The sequence below is a fragment of the Streptomyces zhihengii genome (assembly GCF_016919245.1).
Taxonomy (GTDB): Bacteria; Actinomycetota; Actinomycetes; order Streptomycetales; family Streptomycetaceae; genus Streptomyces; species Streptomyces zhihengii.
Map to the genome: position 1 here is coordinate 166,610 of NZ_JAFEJA010000003.1, position 22,152 is coordinate 188,761.

Genomic DNA, 22,152 nt, shown 5'->3' on the forward strand with positions numbered 1-22,152 from the left:
CAGAGAAGAAGCGAGAGCGGCTCATACGCCGGGCAGAGAACCTGGTCCGTTCCGAACACAACCTGCACGATCCGTCGGTCCTGCGCGGAACTCAGCGCTACACGCTACGCGAAGGCATCACCACGCTGGTGGCTGCGGAACATCACCGCAACGGATCTGAAGCAGCACTCGAACTCGCCCGCGCCCTGGCTCAAGCACACCGCACACAACGCACCCGTCTCCTCGGGGGTGGAAAGCTAGTATCTGATGAACTCCTGGCGGAAGCAGTACGCGCGTGGCGGGCAGCAGAACCCGCACGACGCAACCCGAGAGTAACGACGGTAGTCCGCGTCGGCGGACAGGAAGTAGCTGTTGGCAGGCTTGTGGCCAACATCGCCAGGGGGCACCGGGGGGTTAGCCAGGATTTGGCTGATGTGTTGGCGGAATTGACCGACGTGCGAGTGACACCGAATCCGGCTCAAGCACGGAGGCGTGCATGGCCCGAGGCTCTGCTAGTTGAAGCGCTTGAACTCTATTATGGCGATCCCCGGAACGTTGGTGCGCCACCGCCCAGTACTGCGAAGGTGGTCATCCGCGGCCAGGAGGTGCCCTTCGGGCGAACCCTCTACGAGCTGGGACGTAACCATGATTTGTCACAGTCGCTGATTGCAGTACTCGAGCGGGCAGGCCGCATACGTGCAGCGGAGTGGGGCATCGCGCCTGAGGAAGATAAGCTCGCTGACAGTGCAGGCAGACAACAAGACCAGGTCACGGAACCAGGCCCGGCTGCCTCAACCTGGTCATACCCCGGCGGAGTTACACAGACTGTAGGGCATGGATCGGCCGCTACCGTCGGAGGGCAGTCGTCCCCGCTGAGTTTCATCGGCGGGCCGGCAGCACACGCTGGGCCGTCCTGGGGCTCCTCCCATACAGGTCAGGCATTTGATACAGGCTCGGGAACGACCGGAGAGCTGTTTGCTGCAGGGGAAGCATGGTCGGACTATTGGATAATCGGCGCGCTTGAGGCGTGGCGTGCCCAGAATCCTGGTGTGCAGGGATGGGTCCCGCCGGCTCAGTTTGTGCAGCCTGTCGGTGGGCGTCTGGTGCCGCTGGGCCTGATCTTCGCCAGCATTTGGAGTGGGCAGCAGACGGCGTCACCTGAGGTGGTGAATGCTTCCTGGCGGTTGGCGGGATTGACCGCCATGGGAGCGCAGGAGGCCAACGCCTGGAGCGAACTGATCGGGGAACTCCTGCATCCTGCGGATCAGTTGGCAGGCGTCGCAAGGGGATCTGCCACGGATTCGGCGGTTAGCTCCCTACGCCAGTTGGCGAACCCGATCTCCGATCAGGTGTGGTCGCCCCTGGAGCCAGGTCTGAACGCTGCGGTCTCCGGCCGGTCGGTGCCGCTGCCGGATGAAGGCAGCGCTCCATACTTTTACGCGGTCGACTCACAGAGCGAGCAGGCGGCGGATCCAGTCATTGCCGGTGACCTGCACTTTGTAGGCCGGTCGTGGGACGCTCCCATGCCAGGGGGCGCAGTTGCGCGCGCGGAATCAGTGCTGTCGTTCCCCGTACCAGGGCTGGATTCGCTACCCAGCATCATGTCGCATGCGCGGAGCACTTGGCCTTCTCTCGGACCTGCTGCTCAGTGGGAGCCATCCACGCGATCTGTCAGCGGATCCCAGAATCTCGTTCCACTCTGGAACGGCGCTACAGACGCTGCCGTCATGTGGCCCGCCGAGCCCTCAGGAATAGTCCCGATGCTCCAGTCCGGTGACACAGAGTTTGGAGCTTTCCCAGAGCCAAGTACTTGGCCGCCGTCGATCGAGACTGTGGTGCAGTCCCCTGACCGGGCCCAGTACTTCACGGCTTCCGGATCCGCTACCTCTTTCGAGGCGGCACTGTACGGCTCACACACTGACAACGGTCTCTGGTCTAGACATACGAGTGGCAACCTGCACGGGCAGTCAGCCAGCAGTATCGAAAATTCCATGCAGCAGCACTTCAGCGCTCGTAGCCCGCGTACGATAAATTACGGTCGGGGTCACCATAAATTGACCGCGCCCCGCCGCAGGCGCAACCCTGCACCTCGGTTCGGCGTGCCGTCGGCATTTGACGTTCGCACGTTTAGTGTCGAGGGCATTTCGGTGGCCGACCTAACTGTGCGAGTCGCCGTTCGGGGGTCGGCCCAGGATTCTGATTACGTATGGTCGGCGCTGCAGTACGGAGTAACAGAATTCTTCAACCAACCAGTTTACAACCTTCCTGACGGAAGCGTTCTGCACGTTACGGTGGAGAAGGTGCAGCCGTCTGAAGATCATCATCTCCTGGTTAATCTGGTTGGTCGCGACCAGGTCATGCATCAGACGAACTGGTGGCCAGATGCCTTGCCCATGGAGTACGCGCACGAACTAGGTCACCAGCTTGGTCTACGTGACGAATACCGCGCTCACGAGAAGCAGGGGCGCTCGCACGTCGCAGGCACTCTCATGGGTGACTTTAAACAGCCGGCACCGCACGACCTCCCCTTCCTCGGCCTCCGAACTCGCCACCTGCAACTACTCGGGGCGCTAATCAGCGATGCCCCCAGCATTGCAAGCCCCATGAACATGGAAATGCAGTCGGCAGTACACCAGGGGAACTTGGACCTGCTGCTTTTGTCGCAGAGTGCTCATTGGCGTGATGCACGATCTGCCGCAGTGCCACTCACTCGTCGGCATTTCTATTTGGATCCAGTCACTGAACCCGACCCCCCAACATCGAGTTCAACTCTGGCGCTGGGTGGAGACACGACGCGTGCCATGGCTGTGCCTTCTGCGAGGCAGGCGACCGCCCGGCATGACGCTGCTGCGACCACTGAGGGCGATCTAGGGGAGTCTGCATCCCTGCCCCGCCAGCCCGAGGCGACTGACTCACCGACGTCAGAACAAGATCTCGCCGCCTGGTCCTGGGCACGTCTGTGGTTCGGTGTGTCTGAACCCTCAGCACACTTGGTCGCTAGCGCACAGCGGCTGGCCGGCGTGGCACAGCGGCATCTGACAGAACAACTGCAGGATGAAGACGTCGCGAACGGTGTGCCCGCGGACTCCTCCACGGTGCAAACAGCTCTGGCGGCACTCGCCACCGCTCTGCTGGGTGTGAGAAACGCGGAACGGGTAGTCCGGGATACACCGACGATTCTTCCGCAGCTGCTCGCGCGCCTAATCGATGCCGTGGATCATGCAGTCGCCACGAAGACTACGGAGACCCAGGGCGTAGAGCACCCCCCGCTGGTCGAAGCAGCCCGGTCGTATCTTGCGGATCAGGCGCTGTCAGAGAATGAGCGGGAGTGGCTCAGGGGGCGAGTCGAGAACCTGGTTCGCTCTCAACACGACCTCTACAGCGAATGGCTGCCGCGTGGAACCCGCCGTTATTGGCTGCGCGAGGGTGTCACCACGCTTGTGGCTGCGGAGTACCACCGCAACGGGTACGAAGCGGCGCGCGAACTCTCCCACTTGCTCGCTCAAGCCCACTCCACACAACGGACTGGCCTCCTCGGAGGCGGGGACATCGTCTCCGACGAGCTCCTCATCGAGGCGCTGCGTGCCTGGCGTGCTGCCGATCCCGGACACCGACAGCTCCGGCCAACGTGGGGTGCCGTTCAGCACGTGCAAGGCCGTGAGGTGCCGCTAGGCCGTATCGTCTCCAACATCAAGAACCAGCACCGGGGAGTCAGCCAGGAAGTAGCGGAGATACTCGGGGAACTTACCGACGTGCGAGTGAACGCCACTCCCACGCGGGTGCGGCCCGAAACCTGGCCGGACGATCTGGTCATCGAGGCACTGGACGTCTACTACCTCGACGCTGCTCGGGTAGGTACGCGGCCGACATCCACCGCCACAGTCGACGTTCGCGGGCGGCAGGTGCCGCTGGGGAGCATCGTCTGGGGCATTGAGCGTGGTCTTCGCACACGGGTGTCAGACGAACTTCGCGCAAGAGTCCTGGCCAGGGGAATGCCTCCTGCCGGGAGGCAACGACAAGATCATGCGACCTTCGGCGCAGGAGCCGTCGCAGGCCCTTCACGAGTTGTCCCGCGCTACGAGGCCTTTGGCTTGACGGAGGCCGAAGTGACTCGGACGGCTTCCCAGATGCGCAATCCGTGGCCCGACGACATAGTGCTTGAGGCGCTCAGTCTCTACTATGGCGATCGCAGGAATGTCGGGCGGCGACCTGCTCGCACGGAGACCGTCGAGGTCCACGGGCGCCAGGTCCCGCTAGGACGGCTTGTCTACGACAGTGAGCGCGGCGCAAGAGCGACTTCGCAAGCACTGGCCGACGCCCTAAAGCGCCTGGCTGGGATTCGTCCCGCCCCCGGAGCATCCCAGCGAAGCCAGTGGGAGCGACACCCTCCTGCGCCGCAGGCCGGCGGAGGTGAATCCCGGCTGCGTGAACATGCCCAGCGTGTCGTTACAGCCGACACTACGCATGGGACTGCAGCAACATGGTCGACATCCCTCCGCACTGACCATGATTCCTTGAACAGGGTGCGCGCCGTAGCCGATGCAGCACTCACGCGGTCGTGGCACGACCCGATGTCGACGACGTGGCCAGCATTCAGCGAGGCGAGTTGGTCGGATGCCAGCGCACGAGGCTCGGCTGCCCGACACGACGAACGGTTCGGCAGCGTGCGATGGCCGGATAGTTGGGTCGTAGCGGCGCTGAAGACTTGGCGCGCAACAACCAGTGCACCGTGGTCTTCGCTGCCTTCACGAGATGCCATTCAGGTTGTCGACGGCCGTCATGTGCCCCTCGGCCAGATATTTGCGAGCATCGCACGTGGTGAGAAGAAGCCGTCGCCGGAGCTGACGAAGGCTGCCTGGGAACAGGCAGGTGTCTTCGCCATGAGATCAGAACCAACCGAGGAAGAGGTGCTGCAGTGGACTGAGGCAACTATCGGCGAAATCCAGCAGCCTGCCCACTCGTCAGCGGGGGGTGCTGCTGCGCGGAGGCCTGCAGAAGCTGCCGGAACCGGTTCGCCCCGACCCTTCGCGGACTCAGTCCCTGAGCTGTACCCCGTGCCCGAAGTGGGGCCTTCGTACGCTGGGACGCGGGCGCAATCCATCGCTGGCGATCCGTACTCTGCACGTTTCACGCCCGGCGACGACTTGGTGACTTGGGCACAGGCCTCGCACGAATCTTCAGATGAGAACGCATTCTGGTCGTGGGACGGGGCCACCGGCGGGGAGGGCCTGCTGGCCGCCTATGCAGGAACCGCGGGACGAGATCGTTCCACGCGCGGCACAGTAGAACGCCGGCGTTCAGTTTCGGGAGCCACTGAAGCAACGCCGTGGGCCGCGGGTCGCGTGCAGGAGCGAGCGTCCTGGCATCGTGCGGCAGGCGCCGGTACACCCGCGGCGCAAGACCGTCGGGCAGGGGGAAGTTCCCGCCATCCGTCGATGATGGGGCCTCCCCCTCGTCGGGCCCGCAACACGGCTCCTGGCTTCATGGTGTCGTCGGCATTCGACGTCCGCACCTTCCGCTTCGACAACATGCCCTTCACGGATCTGACGGTCCGCATCGCCTTCAGGAACTCGCTCACAGACACCGCAGCCGTCTGGCGGTCCCTGTCGCAGGGAGTCGACGAGGTCTTCAACCGGCCCGCGCACGGCCTGCCGGACGGCAGTGTTCTGCATGTCACGGTCGAACAGGTAGTTGAGGCAGACCATGCGCACCTCGTCGTGGACATCGTCGACCGCAGTCAGCGTATGGACCAGGCCAGTTGGTGGCCCGATGCCTATCCGGTCGAGTATGCGCACGAGTTGGGTCACCAGCTCGGATTGCGCGACGAATACCGTGACCATGGCGGGCAGGGCAGGGCTGACATCTCGGGCAGTCTCATGGGCGATCTGGGTGCGATGGCACCACACGATCTCCCGTTCGGCGGTTTGCGTGGTCGACACCTCCAACTGCTCGCAGCGCTCATCAGCGATCATCCGGGTTCCACTGCCCAACTGGCTGTGCATGCGCGCTCTGCACGTAATAGCGGGCACCTGAACATCGGATACATGACGCGCAGCCCTGATTGGGGACGTGCCCGGAATGGGGCACGCCCGTACCTGCGTCGACACGAGTGGCTGGATCCGTTGACCCAGCCCTCCTACTTCTCGATGCGTGCGCGTCCGCAGTTGCCTGTCACAGGCAGGTGGCCCAATGCTCCTGCCGCAAGTGAGACGCTGCGTGGTGCGCGCAGCGATCACGATCATTCGGACCGAGATCCGTCCTACGCAAGGGCGGAGTATCTGGAGCATCAGCAGCACGTAGAAGGCTTTCTGGAGCGGCTGTACGGCGACTCTCTTGATCAGCAGGAGTACGAACGCAAGCGTCGAGGGTTGCAAACGCTACTGTCGATGACCCAGCAAGACTCGGTGACCTCGTTCGATGTACATATGCAGGAACTGGCGCGAGACGCACTTCATCTGAGTGCGCCGCCGGCCGACGATGACTATCGACGAATCCTGGATGTCGTGGGGCAAAGCGACGGCCAGCCAAGAAGCGCAGCAGCGCTTGCCGCCTATTTCCTGTCCGAGGAATACGGAGTTTTGGGCGAACTAACCGCATTCGTCGATGCGAACGGCCTCCAAGTTGGTCGAGACTGGTCAGGTGCGAGGACCCCCGCGCCCGATACTGCAAGCTATACGACCAGCGATCCGACCATGGGAGCAGTCAAGCATGCAGCCCCTTGGAGTGAACCTTATGTGATCATGACGGCCGGTCCGGCCGGTGCTCTTGTAGTCAAGGTAGGAAGTCGCGCCGTCCGAATCCATCATCCTGCTGAGCTGGCCGAACTCATCGCTCTGGACAACGGTCGCACTGGAATTCAAGACATCGTTCTAGCCATATCCCACGGAAAGGATCAAGGGTTCGGTCAACTCATAGCTGACCGGACAGGCGCGGTAGTTTGGGCGACCGACGCGCAGGTGAGCGTTGAAGTGGACGCTCAGACCGGGGCGGAGCATCTCCATCTCACCGGTGGTCAGGGAAGATGGTCACCGCACCAAAGCGGATTGGCAACTATCGAGGACGATGCACTGGCACATCTGCGGGCACGCCCGCTGATGACCACCGACTATGAAGTGATCGGAGCGCCCCCGGAAGCTGAACTCTTCGGCCACCCATCCAGTTTGACGGGAAGGGAGTTCCTCTATCGGTCGGAGGGCTCCGGAGACCTGCCGCCCCTGACGGTGCCAACCGTAGAGCGCCAGGAGGTAAGGGTCGATGCTCATCCGCCGTTGCATGTTTCTCAGGACCTTTCCCTCGCCACGATGCGAGATGCATATGGTCAGCAGGTCTTCGCTTCCCACCGCGCTGTCGAAGAGGCAAACCGAAACCTGGAACTCGCCGGCAGTCGTGTGAGAATGAAGATGGGGGATGTCCTTCTTCGTTTGTCGGATGGCAGTGGTCGGCATCGCGACCTGGTGAGAGTCACTCCCCAGTTCCTGACGCGGTCAGGACGGTCGGAAGAGGACATTTGTCGGGACTTCGCCCAGATGCTGGCAGGCGGAGTTTCTGCATCGCACGTGATCTTCCGAAATCCCGACGGCTCCGCAGCAGTCAAGGGTCCCATCAACGCCTTGGGGCGTACCGAGGTGACGGGGATCAACCATCTCGCTGCGGCTGTCAGTCAAGTCGCGGAAGGCCGTGAATCCATTGCTGTCGTGAATCCAGAATGGGCTGCAGGGCAGGTGCTGCAGGATAATAGGCTGATCGGTGAAGGTGATGGTCCCGCGCCGGGAAGGGAATACGGCAGCGCGTTGAGTGTTGCCGTGGATAATCCTCAACGCGAAGTCCTGTCTGATGTGGCGCGAATGATCGGTGTCAACGAGCATGCTTGGGCAGAGGTTGGCGAGACGTACCTCACCCAGTCGATCAACGCGCTCGACGAAAATGGCCTGCCTAGCATTTCACGAAATTATGCGAAGCCGTCCGAGATCGAAGGGAGTCACTTCGGATACCACTTTGCCATGGTTGTGATCGCCAGCGAGGACGGCAATCATCAGATCACGCTCGAGAATTTTTCGCGACGTGCTGTCGTTGCTGCAGAAGTGAAATCAGCTGTTGATGTAAACCTTGATCGAGTCTCTCCAGACGAGTTGAGGATGTTGCGCGTAGCCATCAACGAGGAGCTGGATCGTAACGCGGTCGACGGTTTCCCCGATGATGTGCTCAAGCAACTGCGTCAGCATGCGCGTTTGGTAGATGGTCTCATCACTGCAGCGGAAGCTAGGCGTGAAATTGCCCGGCATACCCCTGGGACCGAGCAGCATGAGGTCGCCACAGCTTCTGCCGAAAGGGCGGAACGGGCAGCCAGGTCGCGTATGAAGGAAGCGGCAGACCTGCCAAAGTCCAGTGAGCTGTGGCATTTTCGGATGTTTTCCCGACGTCCCGGAGAGTCCTATCATGAAAAATCTGCAGACCTACTGACCTCCGATTGGTCGCCCGTAGCGAACCCCTTGACCTCCGTGATATTGCATGGACATAGGCTCCCGCAGGTAGGAATCGTCTTCGATGCGGATACTCAGCGCATAGAAGCCGCCGAAGGGCGCAAGCTGGATTACGTGGTCGAGCAAGTGGTGCGAGTCGGTCTGTGGAACCTTCGCAACGGGCTCCCCATCCCGCAGATCGCCGTTACTGGGCGAGGCGAAGGGCGTCGCGGCTCGCTGGGGACCGTTCCTCGCGGAAGTGCACAGGTGCGAACTGCTGGAGTGCACTCCGAACTGTTGCGTCGACTGGAGGAAAAACTCAGCCAATTCCAGAAGAGCTTGATCGAGCCGCAGTTGACGATCGCTGACTTCCTCGTCATCGCCTCGATCGATCGCCCATCGACGTTTTGGCAGAGGCGGCATCATCGCCGGATGGCGAGTCAAGGGACAGTCGGCAGCACTGCTTCTCGGACCCCACCCTCCAGTCCTCTGCGGCATGATGGGCATTCGACGAGTCTGTCGTCGGCTCAAGATGCGGTGAAGGTGACTGCCTATTTCGCCGACCGTGCAGAAGACCCTGCCGTGCCGCCCTCGCCGCGCTCGCGTAAGAAGTCGGCGAGTTGGAATCTCCTGCTTCACTCGCCCCGCGTGCTCCGTCGCGTATCGGGGCCACCTGCCCTCTGGGGCTCCGGTGCTATCTCTGAGGAGCATGCGCCGGGTGCCCGATATTTTTCGGTATCTGAGACACCGCCTGCAACACCCGGAGCCTCCCGGCGCTTCACTGTCGGTCTGCATGCGTCCGACACCGCGCCAGCACCGACCCAGGCCACGGAAGCTGGCCGGCCGCACTCGTGGCATTCGTCCGCTACCGGCCACGCGCCTAGCGGCGGACAGACTGGTCAGGAGACGGTCACTGTTCTGCGAAGCTGGCGCCGAATGTCACGGCAAGTGGCAGATCCCGTTCCAACCCGCAGCCACTATGTAGAGTCGCCTGAGCCGGCAACTCCGCTAGGTGAAGACCATGCGAGCCGCGGCGACATCAGTAGGGGACCTGCATCTGACACGGGGCCTGGGGCTGCTCTCGGTTTCGGGCCCAAGCCTTCCAGCAAGACTGAGGACGCGGCCCAGCCCACGCCTCCTGGGCGCGAGCGCCGGGTGAGGTTCGCAGAGGACGTGATATCCGCTCCCGTTCCTCGGATCACACGCATCCGAGGAGTCCTCCAGCAGCTGGAGAACGTACGCTCCCATGCACGCGACGCGCTGGGGCGACCTGAGCCTGAGGTGCCGGGTGGTCGGCTCGCTGGTTATCCGACTCTGCCGACCGTAAGTGAGACCTCTGAGCTGACCGCGCCGCGGGCTCTGAGTGCAGACGAGCAGCAGGATTGGGTGGACTTCGTCGTCCACCGGGAGCTGTCAGGGCTACCGGGTAGCGCAGAGCAGCACCAGGAGTTTGAGCAGCCCATACGCGATCGCGCCTGGCAGTACCTTCGTGACCTGCATCGCGAAGTGCTCTTTGCTGCGCGCGGCGACGAGGATGCACCGCCACGTTTCGTGCGAGATGCCGATGTGACCATCCCCGTCGAACACCTGGAGGCCGACCGGCCTGCTGTCCTCGAGTACGGGGCCACCGACCCTGTCATCTCGGAAGGCGTCGTGGACGCCTTTGACGACGGAAGCACGCTCGCGCGGGACATCACCACGACTGGTGGAACCGAGATCACGCTGCGTCGATCCGCTGATGTGGCGCACGCTATCCTCGGCGTCTTGCGCCCGCGCGACATGCAACTTGTCCTGCACCGCGGAATGCCGCAGCAGATCACTCACAGCCATGAGGAGACCCTGCGGGAGACTCTTCTTGACCTTCTGAGGCGTCCCCCAGCAATACTTGCCGGACTGGCCTCCAGTTCCCAGGATGCGGCGGTGGTGTCACCTGCCGCCACCGGCAAGCGCAACACTCTCGAGGCTTCCTCTGCGCTGGGGGACGGGGCGTACATCCGGTATCAGGGCGCAGATGGGCGCGACTACCTGGCCACAGTCCGGGCACGCAACATCGGGTCCTTCACCCGCTATGCCGACAAAGTCAAAGTTTTCCTGGATGAGTCTCGCAGCTTCACGGAGAGCAACTCGCAGTCTTCGAAGCAAGCGTTCAACTTCACCCCGAACTTTGGCACCACGCTGACCCCCGGAACGGGGCTCAGCGGAATCGGCGCGATCAACGTCAGCGGCGGCTTCCACCAGAGCACGCACGTCACGACGCGCGGCTTCTCCTCGCAGGAGAAGCAGACGATAGGAACGAAGGAAGGGTCTGCCACCTTCGTCAGTGACATTGTTTACGACATCGACGTGCAGGAGTTGGGCGCTGACGGCTCACTGCATCCGGTAGCGGGTCGATCCAGGCGGTTTGTCGTACGCAACGGTTTCCAATGGCGCGTCCCGGACTACCTCACCAAGTCCAAGGAGGGGCGACTCGGGCTTCCCCGGAAGATCCGTATACCAGACGGAACGGTGCGGGCGAAGATGGTTGTGGTCGATGACTGCGTCCCGCCACGAGACCTGATCCCCTGGGCACTGGGGGTCGCAAACCAGCATGCAGGCGTCACTCTGGGTTCGCCCGGGGTCGACGAAATCACCAGGTTCTTCCGTCGCGGCACCATGGCGGACCGGTTCATCAAGTCGATGCGAGGGGTGGTGTGGTCCTCTGACCTGTTGGACAAGGACCGCAACGTGGTGGGGCACTTCAGCTACCGCGTCCTCTCGGATCCCAGCCTGACGGCGACCCTGGAGCGCTCCGTGCGCGGCACGCGGATGAACACCTCCAAGAACACCTCCGGTTCCGTGGCACGCGACAAGGAAGTCGCCAGCAGCATCACGGCATCGGTCATGGGCGGCCCGATCCTCAACTACCCCGGTGTCCGCGCTCAAGCCGGTATCACCGGACAGGCCAGTACTTCACGCTCCAATGACTCCTCCGTCAAGGAGCAAGGGCAGAAGGACTCCGGTATACGGCACAAGGGACTTCAGGGCCTCTACCGCCTGCAGCCCAGGGTGGAGGTCACCTTCCACCCTGCCTGGAAGAGCGGCGGCCTGGATCGCCCGCCGCACCTGGAGGACACCGATCCACAGGCATTGACGACGGTTCTTCCCATGCAGGCCGTCCTGCGCGTGCCGGAACACGAAGCACGGCAATGGGGTGGATGGGACACCAGCCCCAACAGGCCTCCACGAGAGGAGGCGCCGACGGCGCGGCGAGTGACTGCCCGCACGCAGGCCACTGAACTGGGTGCGGCGCAGTCGCCGGCGAATCCTGCCGCTTCCGGGCCCAGCCTGCCCCGCGAGCTCAGCGGCAGCATTGCTCAGCTGATGCCTTACCACAGCGTGCGTTTCGATGCCCGAACCACCGCGGGCCGCATCCTTTCTCCCATGCACGACGACGCTGACGCCACACGGCAGGCTTCGCGTCCGCTCGTCGACCAGATGGTTGACGACTTGCTCGCCAAACTACGGGCTCATCCCGATACGCACCGGTTCGTCGCACCCGCTCCCTCCGCAGTGCGCCGCTTGTCCGATCGGGCGGCGTATCCGGCCTCCCACGCCGTTAGGAAGATGCGTCAGCAGCTGCAGGCTGCCAATAGAGCTGGGGCGAACCTCGACCGAGCGACAGGCAAGCGCCGTCCTACCGTCCTCAAGACCACGCCTGCGCGCCACCCCACGATGAGCCGCGAGGCTCGAACCACCCAGCACAATAGGAACCGGCTGCGGACGGCACTGACTCAGCTCCTCCAGGACACGCGCATGCTCTCGGACGCCGAAAGCTCCGTGGTTCTGGTTGCGCAAACTCCCATCCATACACACAAGCTCGTACTGACCCTGCGTAGCCAACCCGAGCCACTGCAGTGGACGGGGCACCGGCCTGACCTGAGCCTTCGCGGGGGGCAGTCAGGGCAGACTGAGATAAGCCAGAGCACACAAGTCACCACGGGATGGAGAGTCACTGCAGGGCCCGAAGCCGGCATTAAGCCCATGGGGCCGAGGAGCCGGCTCACCGCAGGTATCGAAGCCTCGTACGGCGTGAACATCAGCCGTGGATCCACGACGGGCATGGAGGCGACCAATGTCCACCAAGTGACCGTCGAGGGTGTGCAGGCGTACGAGGCTCCCGCGACCATCACCGTCACGGCCGCCTACACCGTGAGGCCTCGAACGGTGGTTCGGATGACCACCGGCAACAAACTGAGGCAGCAAGACAAGCCGATCGCCCTGGGCAGCGCGATCGGGGAGGCCCAGGTCTTCCACACCTGGGCCCAGGTACTGCATCCCGCCGCCCTTATGCCCGATCGTCTGCGCCCCCTCCGGCGCGACCAGGACGATGGCCCGCAACCTCGGCCGCCCGAGTGGCTCACCGAAGACCAGGCCCTTGCCATGGACAGCGCCCGCAGGCGTGACCCCGCGTACTTTGACATGGTCCGCCACACGCACGTGCGTCTGGAGCATGCTGCACCGGTGGCCGAGCTGATCCGTAAGGTCCTTGTTGCGATATCACCGCGCGAGACCAAGTGGGTCTTCCGAACCAAGGGCACGGATGAGGATCAGGCTGTCGTGGTGCTCTCCGAGCAGGTCCCGTCACACCTCGATGCTCTGCTGGGAGAGGGCTGGATACAGCATCGCTGGTTCATTCAAGGGCAAGTGTTCCGCCACGAGGCGGTCATACGCATTGACGCAGTGTCCCAAGGCCTTCGCGCCACCGACGTCGTCGACAGGGGCGTCAGCGCGGAGCGCTCCGTAACGAGCACGCTGACGGCGGGATCGAGCACGGGAAAGCAGCACCAAAAGGCGCTACAAGCCCAGATCAACGTTGCAGCACCCGACCCGACGGCAGCCCCGGTTGTCGCTGGGGCGAGCTATCAGTTCTACGGCCGCTCCACCCGCGACGGCGACAGCCAGGGCCTTGCTGTTGCACACCAGGTCTCCGAGGAGCAGTCGGGCCGGCTCGTGAGGGCGGTGTACGACAGCACGACCTATATCGCTGTGGGGGAGGAGTGGTCGCACCGGGTGGGGGCGTCCAAGCGCAAGGCTGCGGCAGGAGTGGTTGTTTTCGGGCAGCGCGACGAGGCCCTACCGTGGGTGGACGCTCGGCGACTCGGTCTCGTGGACAACGGCTTCGAGGAAATGAGGGAGCCGGCACTGCTGCGACCGTTGGTCGGTCAGCCCGTCTTCGTATCCCTTGTCGGTGCTATCGACAGTGGACAGGCATTCCGTTCATTCCAGCAAGCGATGCAGCAACAGGCACCCGGTTCATTTCCGACAGGGCCGCGCGATGCGAGCGGTCTGAGCAGTATGTTGCACAGCTTGCTCACGCCTGTAAGCCTGCGCGCGAGCTACGATCAGCTGACCGCCGAGGGAGTGACCCTGCGGCACGGTCGGACCGCTTTGCTCAAGGATCACTCCGGCGTTGTTCGCGTACGGCTCCTCAGGGGCGCTCCGGTATATCGCAGTACACGGTACGGCTGGACCACAGCCGAGAATCGGTCGGCGACGGACAAGAGCCAGAGCACAACTGACCGCGAACACCGCCAAGGACTGTCGGTCACGGGTCTCACTCTGCCGGCCACGGGGGACGATGCTGTGCGGGCCGTAGCCTCGAGCCTGCAGGCGGCCATCAGCTTGCCCTCGGGCCACGGGAACTCGACAACCCAGGAGACCACTCTTAAGCAGTCTCTCTCGACGAGAGGACGCCACGTCGAATTCGACGTGCCCCTCGACCTCGAACTGACGTACACGCGGCACGACGGCAAGACAGTGCAGGTGGTCTCCAAGGACGTGGGTACCTTCCGCGAACTGCATCCCTCCTCCCTGCTGGTAGACGGCACGGACGACCAGCCACAGGATGCTGACCGCGCCCCAAACGTCTCCGAAACCGACCCGATCGAGTCATCCGCACACCAGACCACTGTGGCCGTCGAGACCGGCCCGAGCCATGGCGTACTCCGAGAGCCGGTCACCGTCGAAGAAGTCTCCCCAGGCGATGCACAGAGGTGGCTCCAGGACGGAGATGAGTCAACCCGCAACTTCCTGACACACCGTGACGTGTCGTTCCTGCACGTGCCCGACGTGGAACGCATGCAGCGTCACCTGATCCATGTCGTCGACCATGCCGACGACGCGAACCCCGGCGCAGCCGCCGACACCGTCAAGGGCCTCGAAAAGTCGCCATCGATCCGCTCTGACGGACATGTCCCACGCAACTCACCCCACACGAAATCCCGCTGGGGAAAGCTGTTCCGTTCACCAGAACTGAAGAATTCTGCGAGCCGCACCACCGTCACCCGGCAGGGAAGCGCATCGTTCCAGCAACTGACACAACAGCTCTCGTCCCGCTTCATGCGTGCCACTGGCGCTGCCCAGGCGCTCGGCCCGGATGGGTACCAGCCCCCGCCGGTCCCCGACAGCGCAATGATCGGCGCCACGACCGCCAACCCGACGATCCGCTACCGCCCTTCCCCAGGAGCCAAGCCACGGCTCATCGGGGTAGTGGACGACATCGCCGCTTCCTCATACCGCGGTGTTTCGGAGTCTCAGCAGCGCCAGGAGTTCACGCGCGCGATCGAGTCTGTCGTCAACGGCTCGGCCCTCCCCCTGCTTGTCGTGCCGGACGGCAACCCCGCGACGGGAAACCTTCTGCCGGGGCAACGAGTACCGCTGAACCAGGTGTCCGAGCCCACTCGAACCGCAGGGGGCATAAAGGACGCATTCCAGGTGGGCCCCAAGCCGGACCCCGAGCGCATGCTTCTGCTCGAGTTCCAGATCGATCAGAGAGTTGAGGCACACGTCACCAAGAACTGGGCGAGGCGGCTGATCGATGCACTGAGTCACCCACTTCGCCATCTACGCCGCACATCATCCGACAAGTCGGCAGCAAGGAGCCAGGCCTTCGCTGCCTCCTTCCCGGCGGAGGGCCGCCTGGTCGTCCTGGCGCCGGAGCGGGTTGCACGTGAGCACGGCATCATCGACGACGCACGCTACCCAGCAGAAGTAACCACTGCTTTCGACCACGTCAAGGACCTGACAAAGCAGCTTGACGAGGCCGAGACGGCGTACAGGGCGGCAGTCGTACCCGTCGAGCGCGACCATGCGGAATGGTACGAGATCCTTCGCGATCCGGACCCTCAACGGCGCAAGGATCGATTCGCGGCCGCGGCAGCTCGGTTCGTCGAACACGAAGAGGAACGTGCCCGACGGCGTGACGCGCACAGGCACCTGGTTGCCGAGTACGGAAAGGCCAAGGCCAGTGCTCAGGAGCAACTCGAATGGCACAGGGACGCCCACAACGACGACGACGTGGCCAAGCCCGTGGCCTATCAGCCGGCTAAAGCAGCCGACCTGCAGCGCCACGTACTTGCGGACACCGATGAGCGCTCCCAGCACCTTCTCGAAGTAGACGAGCCGGCCCCCTACGATGACGCCGAACTGAGGCGACTCGCCGCCACGGCACAGTCGCCAGGCGACCTCTGGCCTGGTGGCGTGCCCCCACGCCACACGGCGCTCCTCGAAACCATGAAGGCGCATGCACTCCGTCTGGTGGCGCAAGCCAAGCAACAGGAAGCACACGAAGCCCTGGCCTCGAGCGAGCACGACCTCGCCCGCCTGCTCCGCGCCGAAGCCGCCTACTACGAAAACGCGTACGCCCGTGCGGTCACAGCACGAGACGCCATGAACGCGGCGATCGAACGCGGCCTCTCCACGCTGGGCAGGACTGAGGCCGACCATCTCTCTCAAGGCCATCTCGTCGACGTTCGACCCGACGAGATCGAAATCCTGCGCAACGAACTCCGTATCCGCGTCGCTGAGGACAGTCAGCACGGCGTGTCTGCCTCCCTGCCATCAGTGACGGCAGGCCAAGATCGGGAGCCACTGCGCATCTCCTCCATCCTGCTGCCTCCACGCGCCGCCCACACTGCCGCCGCCCGGCGAGCCGCCCGGACTAAGCAACTCACACACGCCGCACGCGAAGCCGCACAGGATCGAGCAGCGCACATAGACCGGCTTCGGGATCGTCTGAAGCAGGCCCTCACCCAACAAGCCGTAGCCGACTTCGCCCGCGCACAGATGCCGCGACCCTCCGCACTCCCCACGACGGCCCTGGCACAGGACCGACCAGAGGCCGAGCGCCGCGCGCTGACCAACCGCGACCGGAACGACCGACAAGAGAAGTTCACAAGCGGACAGGACACTGAAGACGGCCCCGCTACCTACTACACCGCCCCCTCGGGAACGATCTACGACATCCGTGACCCGCATGATCCGGAACGACCCGAGACGACCCGAGGAGAGGGCCTCCCGCTCGCCCTCCATACGGCCTGGTACGCCCAAGCCCATCCCGACCAAGCCCCTCCGACCGACACCGCACAGGAGATCGCCCACCGCGTCCGCTCTGCGCTCGCCGAGCAGCTGCGCCAAGACGGAGCCCGAAATGCCTCCTGGCTGCTATCCACATCCGACGACGACAGCACTACGTGGTTGCAGCCCGAACCCGGCCGAGACGTCTTCACCCAACAGGACCTGCAGGCCGCAGGACTCGACCATCTAGAGCCGGGACACCGCGCCGAATTCGACCAAGACCACACGCTGCACACCAACGTCCCCCTCGGCCACGCCGCTCGCATTGAACTCCTCGCCCGTCAGATAGAACGCGACGCCACATTCACTTCAGGCGGGCCGGCAGACAGAGAGCCTGCGCACCACGACCACTCCGCGGCGGACTACATGCCTGTCCTATTCGCCCGCAGGTACGGCGTCGAGGTGAACATCGTGCGCCCCGACAAGCCAGTCCTCACCTTCCGCCCCGAGGACCTTGGCGCTCCGGACATGCATCGTGTGCACGTTCTTCTCGACGACGACACCTTCAAGGCGCTCATCCCGCGAACAGTGCCCACGGCCCACAGCCCGTCGCTCGCCCAGCACACGGAGCCAACACCCGAAGAGCGATCCGGTGAACAGCAGCCAAGGCTCAATGTTGCTCACCAATCCATGCTCCAACGGGCCCGCACAAGGCTTGGCAAGCTCACTCCAAGTCGCTATGACGAGTCCCAAGCATGGGCCAAGCGGCAAGTCACCGCTGACCGGCTAGCGACGAGCACCAGCGGAATGCCCGACAGCACGGCACAGACAGGGTCATCCGCACTCGCGCTGGAGCTCACCGACCTGGTGGCCCATACGTACGCCACGCAGGGAACGAAGGCCGCAGCCGCCCTGTCTGGCGAGTTGGCCGCCATGTACGGGATGCGGTCTCAGCAGACTTCAGCAGGAACGGTGCTGGTCTCCGACTCAGAAGCGACGCCTGAAAGGGCCAGCCGCTGGTCTGCAAAGCCCGTTCGAACGATGCCCCTCCACAACGCAACTGGTGAACAGGTGGGACTGTCCTTCCTGGACCAAGACGAGCACGACCTGGTTGCGGCGCGCGGATGGACAGGAAACCTGGCCGCACGACAGGTGACGCACGTCCTCACTCAGCAAGAAGACATAGGGCACCCTGTTCGCTACCAGCTCGCAGCTGGGCTACCGACCGAGGACGTTCCACTCCCCGACGACACCTACTTTGTCGACGCACACGGAACCGCCTCCGGCCTGTGGGCGGACAACGGCACACTTGCCGCGGACGACGTGGCGGACGTGCTCCAAGCGGACGGCAGCTACTGGCAGCTGCCCCGGAACGGTGCCGTCGTGCTTCTTGCCTGCAAGTCCGGAGATACAGCTCAAAGTCTTTCCAACCGACTCCGTCGACCAGTCTGGGCACCCACAACCCGACTGGACACAGTGGCGGGCATCTCCTCCATGACGCCATCCCCGCTGGTACTCATCAGCGAAGACGGGCAACGGGGAGAGCTCGCCCTTTACCAACCCGACCCGGATGAGGCCGAACTCCGATCGGTCGCCATTGCTGCCAGCATCCGAACTGAATCAGATGGGCCTCTGACTGAAGCAGAGCAAGCACGCCTCGTCGGCCTGGTGCGGACATTCACTCGCCTGTGGCCGACTGCAGACATCCGGCACCAAATCAGTGACCTTGCATCACTGCACGCTCTTGACCAGCTCTGGCTAGGCCTGGCTCCAGACACAGGGCAAGACAGCGGCAGACAGCCCATGAACTCGAACACTCTCAACGACTTGGTACGCGAAACCCTTCGACTGCCGGTCGACGGCGTGGTCCAGCCAGCAGATCACCGGCAACTTGTAACCATGATCACCCAGCAGAAACCCACCGGTGCACTCAACCTGACCCAACTGCGCATCACCGCCAGACTGACTGGACTTCGACCGTCTGATCCTTTGATTGCAGGCCGGGGTGAGCCTGTGTTGTCGGTGTTGCCTCGGGGTGATGAGCCTGCGCTGGGTGGTGCTCGTCCTTGGTATGCGCCTGTTGATTGGCATCGTGGTGAGGGGTCTGAGAGCAGGGCTTTGGACGCTGCTGAGCGGCTGGGGCGGGAGCTGGGATTTTCCTCCGTTCGTGCAGATCTGCATCTGAGTTTCGATGCGTTGCCGCCGGCAAGGCAGGTGGCACGTGTGGTGGCGTGGGCCTTCTATACCGGAGCGAGTGAGGACCTGGTCCGGAGCAAGGTGCCTGGGTGGGTGAAGCAGGCCGCTGCTCAGCGGGTGTCGTGGGGGCGTGACAAGCCAAGTGAGGCCCGGAGCCCAGGCTCGGGCCGGGGCCTGTACTGGCCGACGCGACCCAGCTTGCCGACGGCTGAGGCTGGCGGCACAGCTACAGCTACAGCTACGCAGCGGCCGCGGGCGGGTTCGTTCTCTGCTCAGCCTGCATACGGTGGCCTGAGCCATGCGGCACGATCACTTGGCCCGAGTGCCCCAGACGCTCGGCCGCGCACGAACTCCTCAGGATCTTTGATTGCAGGCCGGGGCGAGCCTGTGTTGTCGGTGTTGCCTCGGGGTGATGAGCCTGCGCTGGGTGGTGCTCGTCCTTGGTATGCGCCTGTTGATTGGCATCGTGGTGAGGGGTCTGAGAGCAGGGCTTTGGACGCTGCTGAGCGGCTGGGGCGGGAGCTGGGATTTTCCTCCGTTCGTGCAGATCTGCATCTGAGTTTCGATGCGTTGCCGCCGGCAAGGCAGGTGGCACGTGTGGTGGCGTGGGCCTTCTATACCGGAGCGAGTGAGGACCTGGTCCGGAGCAAGGTGCCTGGGTGGGTGAAGCAGGCCGCTGCTCAGCGGGTGTCGTGGGGGCGTGACAAGCCAAGTGAGGCCCGGAGCCCAGGCTCGGGCCGGGGCCTGTACTGGCCGACGCGACCCAGCTTGCCGACGGCTGAGGCTGGCGGCACAGCTACAGCTACAGCTACGCAGCGGCCGCGGGCGGGTTCGTTCTCTGCTCAGCCTGCATACGGTGGCCTGAGCCATGCGGCACGGCCGCAGAGTGTGGGTCCGGGGTTCGGTCAGGGTGTGCCCGAGGTTCGGCCGCGGGCGGGTTCGTTCTCTGCTCAGCCTGCGTACGGTGGCCTGAGCCATGCGGCACGGCCGCAGAGTGTGGGTCCGGGGTTCGGTCAGGGTGTGCCCGAGGTTCGGCCGCGGGCGGGTTCGTTCTCTGCTCAGCCTGCGTACGGTGGCCTGAGCCATGCGGCACGGCCGCAGAGTGTGGGTCCGGGGTTCGGTCAGGGTGCCCCCGAGACTCGGCCGCAGGCGGACGCGTACTTCAGGCACGCCGGCTTGTCATGGCCGAGGCACACAACGACAGGCGATGGCGGGCTCAGTTCGCAGCGGCGCGCTGAACGCAACCCTTCCGCAACTGACATGCATCCGTCCCACCGCTTCTTCACGGGCTTCCAATCGGTGCGCTCCAGAAGGCCAGCCCCGTCATCGCCCTTCGGGTATATCCCCCCGGATCCCGACCTCGGGATCCGGAGCGCCCCGACGGTACTGCGTACGACTTGGTCGTCTCCCGAATCTGCCGACCTCTTCCAGGTTGACTGAGCTGACGATGTCGGGTTGGGCTCTGACTGAAGAAGAGAGTGGGAAAGCATCGCTGCTCGCTTCGTACGTGTGGGTAGCGCAGTTGCTCGTCGCGCCTTCGTCAACTAGCGCGCGCTCGTGCACGGCAGGCAGTGAGGCGTCGAGGATGGCGGGCAGGATCGCTGCTTAGACTCGCTGCGCCGACGTCAGTCTGCGGGCCTGGTAGCGGGACGGTAGGCCCGCGAAGGCTTGGACGATGTCACTCATGTGCTCGCGGCGGGCCAGCCCCCGCCAGTTCCCCAGGTGGGCGAAGCGACGCTCGATGCGGGTGCGTCGTGAGGCGTGCGCTTTACGCTGCCACTCGTGCATTTCCTCGCACGCCGTGATCACAGCCCCCATGAAGATCATCTAAGTCGTGGGCCCGGCATCCCTGCACGGTCCAGACCTCCGGCCCTGGAACCGCCGGCCGGGGTCAGTAGGGCCAGCGGTCCAGGAACCCTGGCCAGAGAAACCCCTCGTAGCCGTTGAAGGCCGCCGGGGGTCGATCTCCTTCAGCTCCTCGGCCAGCCGGTTCAGCCCGGTGAACTCCAACCCGCGAGTCGGCGACCATGCCTCCGCCGTCCGGCATGGCGAAGTAGACCGCCCCGGTCTCCGGCTCGACGCCGAACGATGACCGCTAGGTCTGACTATCGGGGTCCGCCTGCTCGGTGAGACGGTAAAGCGGGTCCCCGGACGTGAGCAGGGCTGGCACAGCTTCACTCTGCACCACGACTCGTTCGACGAGGCGTGGAGCCAGCAGGATGCCCACCTCGACGAGCTGCGCCTTCGCGAAGCCGGGGATCCGCCTGACGGCCGCATCGTCCCCATCCGGCTCGCGTGACATGCCCTAGACCAGCCCACTCGGTCAGCTGGCCGCACGTCGCCATCGAACGATTCTCTTCCGTCGGTAGTGGTCCTGACCCTATCGAGCCGGTCTCAGGCCACGGCAGGCCGCACTTGCCGGGACAGCCTTGAGTTGGTCGGCTCCGGTAGGGCGCTCAGGGCGAGCCTCACGTTGCATGGACCGAATGTCTACGTGGAGAAAGTACTAACGGACACAGTTGTCTTGAGCTTTGAGCCCTTGAGAGGGACGCACTCGTACACTCCGGTAAGCGCGCCAGCGGTGTGGCGATTGAACGTGACCGTGTCGACTGGTCATCTAGTTGTTGCGACGAGTAGGCGTTCGTTCCTCGCTTGTCTGCGGCGTGTTCCGATGTAGAGAGAGGACGGGTTCATGCCGGATCTGACGCACTTGGATTCACAGGCGCTGAGGACGTTTCGTGAAAACGACGTCGCAGGGTTCATCAGCAATCTGGACAAGATCCAGAAGGATGACCCGGCGGGGGTTCAAGCCGTGAAGAGCATCGCCGAGGGGCGCACCACGCCGGACACGCTTTGGTATGCGGGAACCTCTTCCCACCCCCCGGTTGCGATCGGCTTGATGGGTGCAGAAGACACCGTGCACGGCCAGACACTGCTGAAGAGCATCATGACAGCCGCTTCCTCGGTAGCGGGAATCCTCGATACCCAGCAAAAACTCTTCGCCAACATTGATCGCAACCTCGGCGAAACTGTTGACACCCTGCTCAAGAATCAGGGTGACACTCTCGAATCCATAGGCGCTGAAAAGATGCTCGACGCCTTTGCGGACACCGGTCGAAGCGCTGTCACAGGTCAGCCCACCGGATCCGTTGGAGGCGTCACGCTTCCCTCGGGGACCGTGTAA

The 22,152-nt window shown here is 63.8% G+C and carries 3 protein-coding genes; 2 read left to right on the forward strand and 1 reads right to left on the reverse strand.

The genetic code is table 11. The features are described 5' to 3' along the window. The first annotated feature begins 5,462 nt into the window (after nt 1–5,462). Complete coding sequence (locus JE024_RS38795) at nt 5,463–20,408, forward strand: DUF8616 domain-containing protein (RefSeq protein ID WP_205378687.1); 14,946 nt, start codon at nt 5,463–5,465, stop codon at nt 20,406–20,408. 655 nt (nt 20,409–21,063) lie between these two features. Here the strand turns inward: JE024_RS38795 and JE024_RS41690 are convergent. Beyond that, entirely contained in the window at nt 21,064–21,270 is a 207-nt protein-coding gene (locus JE024_RS41690) for a hypothetical protein (RefSeq protein WP_244883696.1), read from the reverse strand. A 390-nt stretch (nt 21,271–21,660) separates the two neighbouring features. Between JE024_RS41690 and JE024_RS38805 the strand changes: the two genes are divergently transcribed. Further along, nucleotides 21,661–22,152, forward strand: coding sequence for a type VII secretion system-associated protein (locus JE024_RS38805; RefSeq protein WP_205378688.1), 492 nt, complete (start codon nt 21,661–21,663; stop codon nt 22,150–22,152).

What these genes read in the sequence shown, in the direction of transcription:
- JE024_RS38795 (WP_205378687.1), top strand. Translation starts at nt 5,463, where the DNA reads ATGGTGTCGTCGGCATTCGACGTCCGCACCTTCCGCTTCGACAACATG.
- JE024_RS41690 (WP_244883696.1), bottom strand. Translation starts at nt 21,270, where the DNA reads ATGTCACGCGAGCCGGATGGGGACGATGCGGCCGTCAGGCGGATCCCC.
- JE024_RS38805 (WP_205378688.1), top strand. Translation starts at nt 21,661, where the DNA reads ATGCCGGATCTGACGCACTTGGATTCACAGGCGCTGAGGACGTTTCGT.